Genomic DNA, 14,096 nt, shown 5'->3' with positions numbered 1-14,096 from the left:
CCGATTTGTCGCGCGACGACCCGCTGCGCCCGGCTTCGCCGCTCTCGCGATCGTCGCGGTCAATCTGCGACGTGCTGCCCGCCGCGGCAGCGCTGCTCGCTGTCGCGGGAGCGACCGACGCGCTGGGACTGACCGAGTCGCTCGTTGATGTACGCGGAGTCGGGGTCGTTCTCGTCGACGGGATGGGCTTTCACCTGTTACCGGAATTGGCCGCCGACGCCCCGCTGCTGGCCTCGGTGCTGGCCGGTCGCGCCGGCCGGCTCGACGAACTCGCCTGCACCTTCCCTTCCACTACACCGACGAGCCTGGCGTCGTTGACCACCGGGGTCGCTGCGGGCCAGCACGGAATTCTGGGCTTCACCGTCAAGCTGCCCAGCACTGACCGGGTGCTCAACCACATCTTTTGGTACGGCGATCCCCCGGCGGCCCAATGGCAGCCTGTCCCAACCTGGTTCGAGCGAATGCAGCGGGCCGGTATCGACGCCCGGGCGGTGCTGCCCGCGAAATTCCTCGGCAGCGGCCTGACCGAGGCCGCATACCGCGGCGCCGATCTCCACGCCGCGACCGACGGCGACGACTATGCCCGGCTCGTCATCGACCAGATCCGCGCGACACCAGGACTGGTCTACGCCTACACAGCCGAACTCGACACTGCCGCACATGTGTTCGGCATCGGTTCACCCGAGTGGCACGCCGCCGCGGCGCGGGTCGATGCGTTGCTCACCCAACTGGTCGAAGCGTTACCCCCGGATGCGGCGTTGTTGATCACCGCGGACCATGGCGGGTTGAATGTGCCGCAGGACAAGCGGATCGACGTCGACGCCGATCGGCGGTTGGGCGCAGGAGTGCGGGTGGTCGCCGGCGATCCGCGAGTGCGCTACTTGTACACCGAGCCGGGCGCGGCGTCCGACGTGATCGCGACGTGGAGCGAGCTGCTGGATGGCCGGGCAGACGTGCGCAGCCGCGACGACGCCGTCGCGGCCGGACTCTTCGGATCCGTTCGTCCAGAGCACCTCCCCCGGATCGGTGATGTCGTTGTCACCTGTCTCGGCGACACGGCGGTGCTGGCCACCGGCCATGAGCCGCCAGAAGCAGCTCGGCTGATCGGCTTCCACGGCGCGGCGACGCCCGCGGAGACGGCAATCCCGCTGATCGCCTTCCGAGGCTGATCGCAGAATTCTTGCGAATCGTCTGCATGACGCTCGCCAGGGGTCTAGCGTCGAAAACGGCCGGGGCTGCATATCCAGATGGGACGCGACATGGCCGCTGACACCCTCAGCAGGCAACCTCCGTCGCGGTTTTCCCGGCTACGCGGCAGTCTGACAGCCGAGGAATGGCTGCGCCTGGGATCGATGTTCACGATCATCGTCGCTTTGCACGTAATCGGTTGGGGCACATTGATCCTCGTGGTCGAACCGGCACACCTCAGCGTCGGCGACAAGGCGTTCGGCATCGGCATCGGGCTGACCGCCTACACGCTGGGGTTGCGCCACGCATTCGACGCCGACCACATCGCCGCGATCGACAACACCACCCGCAAACTGATGAACGACGGACGGCGGCCGCTTGCGGTCGGGTTCTTCTTCTCCCTCGGCCACTCCTCAGTCGTATTCGGGTTGGCCCTGCTCATCGCATTCGGGCTCAAGGCGATAATCGGGCCGGTCGAGCAGGATTCGTCGGCCCTGCATCACTACGCAGGACTGATCGGAACCAGTGTCTCGGGCGTGTTCCTGTATCTGATCGCCATCATCAACCTGGTCATTTTGGTGGGCATCCTGCGGGTGTTCACGCAGATGCGCCGCGGCCACTACGACGCCGATGAACTCGAAACTCAGCTGAACAATCGCGGACTGCTGAATCGGGCGCTCGGCCGCTTCACCAGATCGGTGAGTGCGTCGTGGCATATGTATCCGGTCGGGGTGCTGTTCGGTCTCGGATTCGACACCGCAACCGAAGTCGCGCTGCTGGTACTGGCCGGCACCAGCGCCGCAGCCGGTCTGCCCTGGTACGCCATCTTGTGCCTGCCGGTGCTTTTCACCGCGGGCATGAGCCTGCTGGACACCATCGACGGCTCGTTCATGAATTTCGCCTATGGCTGGGCGTTTTCCAACCCTGTTCGCAAGGTTTACTACAACATCACCATCACCGGCCTTTCGGTGGTGGTCGCCCTGCTCATCGGAAGCGTCGAATTGCTCGGGCTGCTCGCCCAACAGCTGGGTTGGACCGGTGGATTCTGGGGCTGGCTGGGCGGAGTGGACCTCAACGCGATCGGCTTCGTCATCGTCGGCCTGTTCGTCGCGACTTGGGCCGTCGCCGTGCTGATCTGGCGCTATGCGCACATCGAGGAGAGGTGGACGGTGCAGGCCGGACGCGTCGGCTGAAACGCGTAGCTGAATCGACCTGGGTTCACCCCAGGTCGCGATCACCGCCATGCCGAATCCGGGGTCCGACGTGACAGCACGTTAGGGGCACCCAAGATCGTTACAGCCCAACACGTTCCGTGTGTTGAGCCGGCGGCTCAGGCCGCGCAGAGCTTCAGCGGTGCTTCGCGTCTGCAATAACGCTGCGCCAAAACAATTTTCACGCACTTCGGCACGCCGACGTGTGCTGCCGTCGTGCGCCCTGAAGAAGAGGAATATCAAATGTCGTTCGTATCGATCCTACCGGACACGCTATCCGCCGCGGCGGACAACCTTCACTCTGTCGGCTCGCGCATTCAAGCGCAGAACACCGCCGCGCTACCACCCACCACAGGCCTGATCCCGGCCGCATCCGACGAGGTATCCGCCTTGGCGGCAATGCAATTCGCTGCACACGCACACGCATATCAGACAGTCAGTGCACAGGCCGCGGCGATTCACCAGATGTTCGTGACGATGTTGGCGTCCGCGGCCGATTCGTATACAACCACCGAAGCCGCCAACGCGGTCTGCGCAAGCTGAGGAGTGTCAGTCCATGGATTTCGCAGTCTTACCCCCAGAAGTCAACTCCGGGTTGATGTATGCCGGCCCCGGCCCTGGTCCGATGATCACGGCCGCAGCCGCCTGGGACAGCCTGGCCGCCGAGATGTTCTCGACGGCGGGCGATTACGGTGCGGTGGTCTCCGGACTCACCGATGGCCCGTGGCAAGGCCCGGCATCTATGTCGATGGCCGGCGCCGCCGCACCCTACGTGTCGTGGATGAATGCCACCGCCGCACAGGCCGAACAGACCGCGGATCACGCCAACGCGGCCGCCAGCGCCTACGAGACCGCGTTCACGGCGACGGTGCCCCCGCCGGTCATCGTCGCCAACCGTGCGCTGTTGGCATCGCTGGTCTCGACCAACGTCCTCGGCCAGAACACGCCGGCGATCGCGGCCACCGAAGCCCACTACGCCGAGATGTGGGCCCAAGACGCCGCCGCGATGTACGGCTACGCCGGATCCTCCGCCGCCGCATCGACATTGACGCCGTTCGCCGAGCCACCTGCGACCACGGTAGGTCAGGCCACCGGTACCCCGACGGCGATGTCGCAGCTGGCGTCCGCGGTCCCGGCCGCCCTGCACGGGCTCGCTTCGCCGGCGACGTCGACGTCGTCGGGATCGGGGTTCGCCGGACTCGTCGACCTGCTGACCGGCAACGCATCGGGGTCGGAGTTGTCGACGCTGTTCAACGAAATCTTCGGGTCGACCGGCCTGGGTTTGAACAACAACATGTGGAACACCCTGTTCTCGTCGGGCTTCTACATGCCGGGCAACTGGTTGGGCACGATGACGGATCTCGTCGGCATGCAGGGTGCCGCGGGTGCGGCCGCGGCCGGGGAATCGGCAGCAGCAGACGGAATCGGCAGTGCGGTGGCGGCCCCCGCCGCCGCGGATCTAGGTGAGCTGGGCAGTGTGAGCGGGGCGGCGTCGGCCGCTCTCGGTCGTGGTGCGGCAATCGGAGCGCTCAGCGTGCCGCCAAGTTGGACGGAGATCGCCCCGGCGGTGAGTCCACCGCGCACGTTCTTGGACGAGGTGCCGCCGCTCGCTCCCTCGCCCGCGGGCGCGGCGGGCATGCCCGGGATACCGTTCGCCAGCGCGGCCGCAAACCGCTTCAACACCATGACGCCCCGATACGGGTCGCGCCTGACGGTGATGGCGCACCCTCCGGCCGCGGGTTGACCGACAGTCGCTACAGCGGGGTGGTGTACGCGGCGCTGATGCCGCCGTCGACCAGGTAGGTCGCCGCGGTGATGAACGATGCGTCGTCGCTGGCCAAAAACGCCACGACGGCAGCGATTTCGTCGGCTTCACCGAATCGGCCCATCGGGACGTGCACCATCCGCCGGGCCGCGCGTTCGGGATCCTTGGCGAAAAGTTCTTGCAGCAGCGGGGTATTCACCGGGCCAGGGCACAGCGCGTTGACCCGGATCCCTTGGCGGGCGAACTGCACACCGAGTTCGCGTGACATCGCCAACACCCCACCCTTGGACGCGGTGTAGGAGATCTGTGAGGTCGCCGAGCCCATCACCGCGACGAACGACGCGATGTTGACGATCGAGCCGCGGCCGGCAGGGGCCATGTGCCGCAACGCAGCCCGGCAACACAGGTACACCGATTTCAGGTTGACGTCCTGCACCCGCTGCCACGCCGGCAGCTCGGTGTTCTCGATCAAATCGTCATCCGGGGGTGAAATGCCGGCGTTGTTGATCGCGATGTCGACCGACCCGAAATCGCCCGCTGCAGTGTCGAACAGCGCATTGACCGATGACTCGTCGGCGACATCCACCGGCACGAACAGGCCACCCACTTCGTCGGCGGCCGCCGCGCCGGACCGCTCGTCGATGTCACCGATGACGACGGTCGCGCCTTCGGCGTGCAGCCGGCGCGCCGACGCCAGCCCGATGCCGCCGCCGCCACCGGTCACCACGGCGATCTTGCCGCCGAGTCGTTGAGTCAGATCAACAGCCATATGCCCGCCCAGCCTCCACAATCGCCGTGAATAGTCGAAGGTCGTCCAGACTCTCTTCCGGATGCCATTGCACCGCGAGCACGAAATTCTGCCCGGGCAGCTCCAACGCCTCAATCACACCGTCGGCATCCCACGCGCTGACCACAAGGCCCTCGCCGAGTTCGGCAATGGCCTGATGGTGATAGCACCTCGCGTTCACGGAGTCGCCGACCAGCCCGGCCAGCCGGGTTCCCGGCACCGTGCGCACCGGCAGCGTGCTGAACACCGCATTGCCGGCCCGATGCCCGCTATGCCCGATGACGTCCGGCAGGTGCTGGTGCAGCGTCCCGCCGCGCGCGACATTGAGCACTTGGGCGCCGCGACAGATACCCAAGACCGGCAGACCCCGCTCGAGCGCAGCGTCTAGCAACGCAAACTCCCACGCGTCGCGCTGCCGGCCAGGCTTGTCCGTGTCCGGATGCGCCGCCTGGCCGTAGACGGCTGGGTCTACGTCATTGCCGCCGGTGATCAGCAGCCCGTCGAGGCCATCGACCACCCGTTCGGCGATAGCCGCGTCCACCGGCTGTGGTGGCAGCAACGTCGCCACGCCACCGGCCGCCGTCACGCCCTGGAAGTAGACCGCGGGCAGAAAGCTGGCGGGCACGTCCCAGACGCCCAACCGGGCTTGAGCGAGATAGGTGGTCAGGCCGATCACAGGCGGTTTCGAGCTCGATCGCCCGTTGTCAGAACCGCTCAAACCCGCGAACCCTCTCCCAGTCCGTCACTGCCGCATTGAACGCGTCAACCTCGACGCGGGCGTAGTTGACGTAGTGGTTCACCACCGCGTCCCCGAATGCCTCTCGGGCGACTGCTGACGCGTCGAACAGCGTCATCGCTTCGGCCAGCGTAGCGGGCAACCGCTCGACGTCGCTTGTCGCTTCGTACGCATTGCCGGTGCACGGCTCCGGTAGCTCCAGGGCCTTGTCGATGCCGTGCAGTCCGCCGGCGATGAGCGCCGCGACGGCCAGGTACTGGTTGACGTCGCCGCCGGGCACCCGGCATTCCACCCGCAAGTTGTCGCCGTGACCGACGACGCGCAATGCGCAGGTCCGGTTGTCCACGCCCCAGGCCACCACCGTGGGCGCGAAGCTGCGGTCGGCGAACCGCTTGTAGGAGTTGATGTTCGGCGCATATTGCAGCGTCAACTCCCGCAACGTGGCCAACTGGCCCGCGACAAAGCTGCGAAACGTGGGCGACATGCCGAATGGCTGACCGTCCTCGGCGGCGATCGCAGCACCATCGGTCGACCGCAGCGACATGTGGATGTGGCAGCTGTTGCCTTCGCGCTCATCGTATTTCGCCATGAACGTCAGCGATTTACCATGCTGGTCGGCGATTTCCTTCGCGCCGTTCTTGTAGACGCCGTGGTTGTCACAACTGACCAGTGCCTCGTCATAGCGAAACCCGAGTTCCTGCTGTCCGTGGTTGCACTCCCCCTTGACCGCCTCCCAATGCAGTCCGGCGCCCTGCATGTGCTGGCGGATGTCGCGCAACAGCGGCTCGAGGCGGCTCGACGCCATCACCGCATAGTCCAGGTTGTAGTCGCTGGCCGGCGTCAGTTCGCGATATCCGCTCGCCCAGGCTTGACGGTAGGTGTCGTCGAAAACCATGAATTCCAGTTCAGTGGCGACGTAAGCCCGCAGACCGCGCTGGTTCAAGCGGTCCAACTGGCGGCGCAAGATTTGACGCGGTGCGGGTTCGATGGGACTGCCGTCGTGCCACACCAAGTCGGCGAGCACCAGCGCCGTGCCCGGCAGCCACGGCGCCCGCCGCAGCGTCGACAAGTCCGGCCGCATCACCATGTCGCCGTAACCGCTGTCCCATCCGGACATCTTGTATCCGGCGACCGTGTTCATGTCGACATCGACCGCGAACAGGTAGTTGCAGCATTCGGCGCCGGACTCGATCACCTCGTCGAGGAAGAACCGCGCCGACACCCGCTTGCCCATCAGCCGGCCCAGCAAGTCGCTGAAGGCGACGATGACCGTATCGACATCACCGGCAGCGACGAGCCGTTCGAGTTCGTCTCGCGACAAGCTCACTCTCGTGTCCGGGTCCGTCACCAGGTGCTGGTGCGAAGGACGATCTCGGCGGCCAATTGCGCGGTCGACTCGTGCGCGTTGCGCCGGCCGAGTAATTCCACCACGCGGTAGTCGCCGTAGACGTAGCGCTGGCTGGCCTGCGCCACGGAGTGCGCGGCCGGCGTGCTGACCAGTGCGGTGGTGTTGATCTCGACCGGGGGGCAGTCCCGGTCGCGGATCACGCCGGCCTGGTCGGCGACGCGCGGGTGGCCGCGGTCGATGACGACCAGACCGGTGAAGCGGTCCAATCGCGTCGCCGCCAGTTCCCAGGCCACCTCACCGCCGGTGCGATCGCCCACCAGCACGCCCCAGCTGATGTCGAGCACGTCGAGAATGCCCACCACGGACTTCGGCGTCAGCTGCGGGTCGGGCCCGACGACGATTGTGCGCAACGACGCCGTGTGCAGCCGTTCGCACACCGCTTCATACGCGCCCGGCGCCCGCTGGGCCGCGCAGAGCAGCACGACGACGGAGCCCTGCTCCGGACCCGTGTCGCAGACCTGGATGGGAAACCCGTCGACGGTCGTCATCATCGTCGAAGGCACATCAGCAAATTACAGTGAAATAGCCCGCGCGCGGGGTGTTTTCGTGCGGATCGTGAACGAAGTTGAAATTGGAAACGTTCCGGCAACATCGATCTGGTGCCCATCGATGCGACGACGATGATGACAATAGGGAACGGTTTTCACGAAAGCCCTTGCTTGGACGGCTTTTAGCCTCGCCACAGATGTGATGAGCTCAGCGCAGTGCGGTGGCGATCGTCGGCCGACGGGGCGGCCCGTCGTCGAGCAACGCCGTCACCGCATCGACGTCAACATGAACGTCCAATAAATCAGCCATGACGTCGAGTTGAGCATCACGGCGCGCCGCAACGTCGACGTCGTCAGCTACCACGAATCCGTACCGGCCCGAAACAGATGCAGCCTCGGTCAACCACTGTCGCCGGAAGTCGTCGTTGTCGAACAGGCCGTGCCAGTGGGTGCCGAAAATCTGGCCGCGACGGTATCCCTCCGGGTGCCCGTCCGCCTCGAACCAGGTGGCCTCCGTGCAGCGGATCACCCGCCCGTGACGGATCTCGTAGCCGCGCAGCGACCCCTCGTGGCGGCGCAGCACCTTGTCCGACCCAAACTCGATGTCGACGTCCAGCATTCCCATCGCCTCGGTTCGGCCGGACCGGCTTTCGAACACGTCGTCGATCGAACGGCACAGCATCTGGAATCCGCCGCAGATACCGAGGACCGGACGACCGGACGCGGCATGCGTGGCGATGGCCCGGTCCAGCCCGCGTTCGCGCAGCCAGCCCAGGTCGGCGACGGTGGACTTGGTGCCCGGCAGCACGATCAGGTCGGTATCGGCCAGGTCGGCGGGCTCGCGGACCCAGCGCACCAGCACGCCCGGTTCGCAGGCCAGCGCTTCGACATCGGTGGAGTTGGAGATTCGCGGCAGCCGCAGCACTGCGACCCGAAGCCACTGCGAACCACGCGGCGACCGCGGTGTGCCCAGGACGCGGTGGGCCAGCACCGGGACCGCGTCCTCGGTGTCGAGCCACAAGTCGTCGGCATACGGCAATACCCCGTAGGTGGGACGGCCGCTGATCTCGGCGAGTTGGCGCAGGCCCGGCTCCAGCAGCGAGACGTCGCCGCGGAATTTATTCACGATGAACCCAGCGATCAACGCCTGGTCCTCGGGCTCGAGCACCGCCACCGTGCCGAAGAAGTGCGCGAGCAGACCGCCGCGGTCGATGTCGCCGACCACCACCACCGGCAGATCCGCCGCGCGGGCCAGACCCATATTCACCAAGTCCGTTGCCCGCAAGTTGATTTCGGCCGGCGACCCGGCACCCTCGCAAATCACCGCGTCGAATTCGGTTCTCAAGTTTGCCAATTCGTCTTGCACCAGGGTGGCCAGCCGATTGCGGTCCGACCAGTACTCGGCCGCGGTCGCCATTCCCGTCACCTGCCCCCGGATCACCAGCTGGGAGGTTGTGTCGCTGCCGGGTTTGAGCAGAATCGGGTTGAACCGCACGCTGGGCGCCAGCCCGGCGGCGCGGGCCTGCATCGCCTGCGCCCGACCTATTTCACCGCCCTCGACGGTGACCGCGGAATTGTTCGACATGTTCTGCGCCTTGAACGGAGCGACCCGAATTCCTTTGCGCGCCAACAGTCGGCACAGCCCGGCGACCACCATCGATTTGCCGGCATCGGAGGTGGTGCCGGCCACCAGCAGTGCGCCGCTCACGGCGTTGCCGTCACGCCAGCGTGAGGATGTCCGCGCCGGACTCGGTGACCAGCAAAGTGTGCTCGAATTGCGCGGTCCATTTGCGGTCTTTGGTCACGACTGTCCAGTCGTCGTCCCAGATCTCGTAGTCCAGCGTGCCGAGGTTGATCATCGGTTCGATGGTGAACGTCATGCCCGGTTCGAGGACGGTGGTGACGGCAGGCTGATCGTAGTGCAGCACCACCAGCCCGTTGTGAAAGGTGGTTCCGATGCCGTGACCGGTGAAGTCGCGAACCACGTTGTAGCCGAATCGATTTGCATACGATTCGATGACCCGGCCGACGACCGAGAGTGCACGACCCGGCTTGACGGCTTTGATCGCCCGCATCGTCGCCTCGTGCGTGCGCTCGACGAGCAGCCGGTGTTCATCGGAGACGTCGCCGGCAAGGAACGTCGCGTTGGTATCGCCATGCACACCGTCGATGTAGGCGGTGACGTCGATGTTGACGATGTCGCCGTCCTCGATCACCGTCGAATCGGGGATGCCGTGGCAGATGACCTCGTTCAGCGAGGTGCAGCACGATTTCGGATAACCCTTGTAGCCCAACGTCGATGGATAGGCGCCGTGGTCGACCATGTAGTCGTGCGCGATCCGGTCCAGCGCGTCGGTCGTGACACCGGGCGCGACGGCCTTGCCCGCCTCGGCGAGCGCTCCGGCCGCGATTCGCCCGGCGACCCGCATCTTCTCGATGACGTCAGGCGTCTGCACCCACGGTTCGGAACCCTCCCGCGCCGTCGGCTTGCCGACGTATTCGGGGCGCGGAATCGAGTTGGGCACCGGCAGCGTGGGCGACAGCGCACCGGCGGACAGGGCGGAACGAACAGGCATGCTCACCAGGGTATCGAGTTAAGTCGATCGACCGGGACCACGCAGCAGCGACCGCCGGCGGGGTCCCTTGATCTTCACCGAGCCGCACACCACGCGACCGGTCAGCACGACATGCGGTCGACCCTCGGCGGGCGGAGCCTTTCGGCGATCGATCGCGCTGCCGCCGTAGACCTCCACGTCGTCGACCGACGCGCTGGCACCCTCGGGCAGCCGGATCTCCACCGACCCGAACCTCATGTCCAGCTCGATGACGACCACCGGGCCCGCGAATCTGGCCTTGACCAGGTCCAGCTCGACTGATCCCATGCGGCGCACCAGAGCCAGCCGCGTCGGGACCATCCACTCGCCGTGACGCTTGAGGGAGCCGGCCCACCCGCGCAACTCGACACGGTCCGCCGCGGACGTGACTATTGCGCCAGGTCCGGGCAGATCGCCGACGAGGCTGTCCAGCTCGTTGCGGGTCCGGGCGTACGACACCTGCGACGAACGCTCTTCGAACTCGGTGATGTCGATCAACCCGAGTGCGACCGCGTTGTGCAGGCGGCGCAGCGTGCCGTTGCGGTCGGCGTCCGACACCCGCAGTTCGGACAGTTCGTCGGGACGAGTCATAGCCACACCAATCTACCGTGCGGACACACCGATGCACCCACGGCGAAAGCCGTCCCACGGACAACCCACCGCGGCGGCCTAGTGATGCCAGCGGTACGAAAACCACCACCGCCCGAAACCGGCCTCCTCGCTGATTCGAACGAAGCGATCCCGTTTTATGACTTCTACCGAACTGATCATGCCTACTTAAATAAATGGCCCGGGAATCGCTGCCAGCACTTCTCAGACAGACAGTTCGATCAACCGGAATTAAAGTCCAATTTGTCGGACTTATTCAAGATCATCAGTGGAATGATGGCCCCGATGCGCGTACGGGCGCCAATACCCGTCGATCTGAATCAATCCCGCCTCATGCCGTTGACCTGCTACTTGATGCCCGATTCGTTATCAACGTGCAGCGCTGATAAGGGCCGCCATGAGGTGGAGCAGCCACACAATTGGCGGTGTCAATGGTCGAATGACGCCTAAGAAGAGACTTAAGGGCGTCAAAAGTTCACCTGAGTTTTTAATTAGAAATTTGCTTAACAGCCGGTCCGACTTGTTATATGCTTCGACCCGTCGAGGGCTCGTCCGCCATGAGGGGGAGAAGGACTCATGTGCGAGCCAACGGCTGTGGGGCGGCAACCCCACAATCCACATCGAGAGAAACCGAGATTGGAGGCTCGCACATGAGTCAGACAGATTCTAACGGACAGCGGCGTCGCGCCGGCTTCACTTTGGTAACAGCTGCAGGGGGCGCAGTGGCCGCCGCAGTGTTCGGCATGGGCACCGCCCACGCCACCCCTGTCGTCGACATCTACTCCGACACCGCCGGCGTCTATGCCGCTGGCGACCACGTCCTGCCGAATGACGCGTACGACATGTTGTTCGGCTCCTTGGGCAGCCAGGGCATAGCAAACAGCACGCTCGACATCTCGGATGCTCAGGCGAACCTCCCCGGCTACGAGTCGTTTACGACCGACGTCGTCGCCTTCGAGCAGACCGCGGGTGACCACGCGCTGGAGAACCTGATCAACGCGATCGACCCCAGCGCGTTCTACGAGCAGACGACGGCCGGTGTCACGGGCACCCTGATCGACAGCGGTGGCGCGTACCTGGTTCCGGACAGCTTCCTTGGTTACCTGGCCACCGGCCTTGACTACGGTCTGCTAACCCCGACGGGCCTCGACTACGTGCTCACCCCGCTGATCGACATTCTGACGGGCACGCCGTTCGGCTGATCGGCGATTTAAGCCACCTCGACAAGAGGTGTATGTCCGAACCGGTGGGGCGGGGGCCTAGACCCCACCGGTTCGGACACCCAGACGTCGGGCCAGCAGCGAAATACGCCGGAGCCCCCGGATCATCGCTCGCTCGGCGAGAACCCTGTGGCCATGGGTGCCCCTCGCGCCCATGGCCACAGGCTTTTTTATGCCTAAAGCCCTGCGGCAGAATCCTTTTCAGGCCAGATAGTCGGCGGGCATCGATTCGAACATGAACTTGGTCATCCGCACCGCGTATTCCGAACTGCCGCCGCCGACGATCAGCGCGGCGAACGCCAGGTCGCCGCGGTAGCCGGCGAACCAGGAATGCGACCCGCCCGGGAATTCGGCCTCCCCGGTCTTTCCGTACACCTCGCCGCAGCCCGCGATCTCCTTGCCGGTGCCATTGGTCACCACCAGTCGCATCATCGGGCGCAGGCCCTCGATCATCTTGTCGCTGATCGGCGTCGTGTCACCTGTGATGTTCGTCGGTTTGCCCTCGATCAGCCTGGGCACCGGCGTCTTTCCGGCGGCCACGGTGGCCGCGACCATTGCCATGCCGAACGGAGAGGCGAGCACCTTGCCCTGGCCGAAGCCGTCCTCGGTGCGCTCGGCCAAATCGACCGTGGGCGGCACCGATCCGGTGACCGTGCTGAGCCCGTCGATCTGGTAGTCGAGCCCCATGCCGTACTGGTGGGCGGCTTGTGTCAGCCCGCGCGGTGGCATCTGGCTGGCCAGCTCGGCGAACGTGGTGTTGCACGAACTGGCGAAGGCCCGCGACATCGGCACCGTCCCGAGGTCGAAGCCGCCGTAGTTGGGCACCACGCGCTGTCCGATGTCGAGATGGCCGGGACAACCCAAAAGCGTATTCGGACTTGCCATGTCGCGTTCGAGCGCCGCACCCGCGGTGACCATCTTGAACGTCGACCCCGGCGGATAGAGGCCGGTGGTGGCGAGCGGGCCGATGGCGTCCGCCGCGGCGTTCTGCGCGACCGCGAGGATCTCCCCCGTCGACGGCTTGATCACCACGATCATCGCCTGGCGCCCCTGGTTGTCGACTGCGTGCTGCGCGGCGTTCTGCACGGCGCGGTCCAGGCTGATCGAGACCGACGGCGCCGGCGACGGCTCGACCTCGTGCAGCACCGCCAGATCGACATTGTTCTGGTTCACGCTGACCACCCGCCAGCCCGCCTGGCCGTCGAGTTCGTCGATCACGGCTTTCTTCACCTGATTGATCAGGGCCGGCGCGAAATGATAGTCCGTGGGCAACAATTCGGCCTGCGGTGTGATCACCACACCCGGCAGGGTGCCGATCGCCGGCGCCACGTTGTTGTTGTCGTCGACGCGCAAGGTGATCAGATCGACCGGCTTGCCGGTACCGCTGGCCTGCTCGGCCAGCAGTTGCGGGTCGAGGGTGTTGTCGAACGGGCGAAGCGCGTCGACGACGGAGCGAGCGGTGCTGATCAGGAAGGCGCCGGCCTTCGACGCGTCGAGTGTGTAGTGATACAGATAGCCCGGTGCCAGCACATCGGTGCCGCCGACCTCGTTGACCGAGGCGCGCTTGGGCGGGTCGGCCCGCAGTTCCAGCCGCTGGTGCTCACCGAGTCGGGGATGCAAATCGGTGCTGTTCCAGCGAATCTGCCAATGGCCTTCGTAGCGAGCCATTTTCAGCTTGCCGTCGTAGGTCCAGGTCCGGTTCTTCGGCAGATGCCAGGTGTAGCGGTAGTTGACCCAGCCGGTGTCTTCGGTGTACTTGGACCCCAGAATCTGGGTGTCGAGGTGGGTGGCTTGCAGGCCGGCCCACGCCGAGTTGAGCGCTTCGCGTGCATCGCTGGGGTTGTCGCTGAGGTCGGCGGCCGCTCCCGTGTCGCCGGTGGCCAGCGCAGCGAAGAACTTATCGGCCGAGGGCGCGGGGCCATCTGGGCGCGGCGTGCACGCCGACACCATTCCGGTCGCGACGAGCGCCGCCAAAGCGAGATGTGTGGTTGTTGCCACTGTGACTCTTGTTGTCATTGTGGCTGATGTTAGAAAACAGCGACGCCTAAACGGCGGAGGCGCACCGAGACCGAACCGTGACGTCCAACCGA

General features: G+C 65.6%; 13 protein-coding genes. 5 read left to right on the top strand and 8 right to left on the bottom strand.

Features of this window, described 5'->3' with window-relative positions; all coding sequences use genetic code 11:
- Nucleotides 1-5: 5 nt before the first annotated feature.
- The 4 genes from G6N27_RS00385 (at nt 6) to G6N27_RS00370 (ending at nt 4,143) form a co-directional block, all read left to right on the top strand.
- Nucleotides 6-1,169, top strand: a complete 1,164-nt coding sequence (locus G6N27_RS00385; protein ID WP_232065199.1) for an alkaline phosphatase family protein — start codon at nt 6-8, stop codon at nt 1,167-1,169.
- A gap of 90 nt (nt 1,170-1,259) precedes the next feature.
- Nucleotides 1,260-2,381, top strand: a complete 1,122-nt coding sequence (gene nicT / locus G6N27_RS00380; RefSeq protein ID WP_163774307.1) for a Nickel transporter NicT — start codon at nt 1,260-1,262, stop codon at nt 2,379-2,381.
- A 261-nt stretch (nt 2,382-2,642) separates the two neighbouring features.
- Nucleotides 2,643-2,942: a PE family protein gene (locus G6N27_RS00375; RefSeq protein WP_163774306.1), complete on the top strand. Its 300-nt coding sequence runs from the start codon at nt 2,643-2,645 to the stop codon at nt 2,940-2,942.
- Nucleotides 2,943-2,955: 13 nt separating this feature from the next.
- Entirely contained in the window at nt 2,956-4,143 is a 1,188-nt protein-coding gene (locus G6N27_RS00370) for a PPE family protein (RefSeq protein ID WP_163774305.1), read from the top strand.
- A gap of 10 nt (nt 4,144-4,153) precedes the next feature.
- Here the strand turns inward: G6N27_RS00370 and G6N27_RS00365 are convergent, their stop codons facing one another.
- From G6N27_RS00365 to G6N27_RS00335, 7 genes are all read right to left on the bottom strand, one after another.
- On the bottom strand, nt 4,154-4,933 hold the full coding sequence (locus tag G6N27_RS00365) for a 3-oxoacyl-ACP reductase (protein ID WP_163774304.1): 780 nt from the start codon (nt 4,931-4,933) through the stop codon (nt 4,154-4,156).
- A complete protein-coding gene (locus G6N27_RS00360) occupies nt 4,923-5,627 on the bottom strand; it encodes a gamma-glutamyl-gamma-aminobutyrate hydrolase family protein (RefSeq protein WP_163774303.1) in 705 nt (234 codons plus the stop codon). Before G6N27_RS00360 ends, G6N27_RS00365 begins: the two co-directional genes overlap by 11 nt.
- Nucleotides 5,628-5,655: 28 nt before the next feature.
- On the bottom strand, nt 5,656-7,014 hold the full coding sequence (locus G6N27_RS00355; RefSeq protein ID WP_232065197.1) for a glutamine synthetase family protein: 1,359 nt from the start codon (nt 7,012-7,014) through the stop codon (nt 5,656-5,658).
- A 17-nt stretch (nt 7,015-7,031) separates the two neighbouring features.
- A complete protein-coding gene (locus G6N27_RS00350; protein ID WP_163781135.1) occupies nt 7,032-7,583 on the bottom strand; it encodes an alpha/beta hydrolase in 552 nt (183 codons plus the stop codon).
- A gap of 208 nt (nt 7,584-7,791) precedes the next feature.
- Nucleotides 7,792-9,291, bottom strand: a complete 1,500-nt coding sequence (locus tag G6N27_RS00345) for a cobyric acid synthase (RefSeq protein ID WP_163774302.1) — start codon at nt 9,289-9,291, stop codon at nt 7,792-7,794.
- 10 nt (nt 9,292-9,301) lie between these two features.
- The gene (gene map / locus G6N27_RS00340) at nt 9,302-10,159 is read right to left on the bottom strand and encodes a type I methionyl aminopeptidase (RefSeq protein ID WP_163774300.1); all 858 of its coding nucleotides are present in this window, start codon (nt 10,157-10,159) and stop codon (nt 9,302-9,304) included.
- Nucleotides 10,160-10,177: 18 nt separating this feature from the next.
- Nucleotides 10,178-10,768: a DUF1707 SHOCT-like domain-containing protein gene (locus G6N27_RS00335; protein WP_163774298.1), complete on the bottom strand. Its 591-nt coding sequence runs from the start codon at nt 10,766-10,768 to the stop codon at nt 10,178-10,180.
- A gap of 740 nt (nt 10,769-11,508) precedes the next feature.
- Between G6N27_RS00335 and G6N27_RS00330 the strand changes: the two genes are divergently transcribed.
- Nucleotides 11,509-11,988: a hypothetical protein gene (locus G6N27_RS00330; RefSeq protein ID WP_163774296.1), complete on the top strand. Its 480-nt coding sequence runs from the start codon at nt 11,509-11,511 to the stop codon at nt 11,986-11,988.
- 219 nt (nt 11,989-12,207) lie between these two features.
- On the opposite strand, the gene G6N27_RS00325 is transcribed toward G6N27_RS00330, so the two are convergent.
- Entirely contained in the window at nt 12,208-14,022 is a 1,815-nt protein-coding gene (locus G6N27_RS00325; RefSeq protein ID WP_163774294.1) for a penicillin-binding transpeptidase domain-containing protein, read from the bottom strand.
- Between the last annotated feature and the right edge of the window lie 74 nt (nt 14,023-14,096).

The organism is Mycobacterium cookii (genome assembly GCF_010727945.1).
GTDB lineage: Bacteria > Actinomycetota > Actinomycetes > Mycobacteriales > Mycobacteriaceae > Mycobacterium > Mycobacterium cookii.
This window is presented reverse-complemented; position numbering and strand designations above follow the sequence as displayed.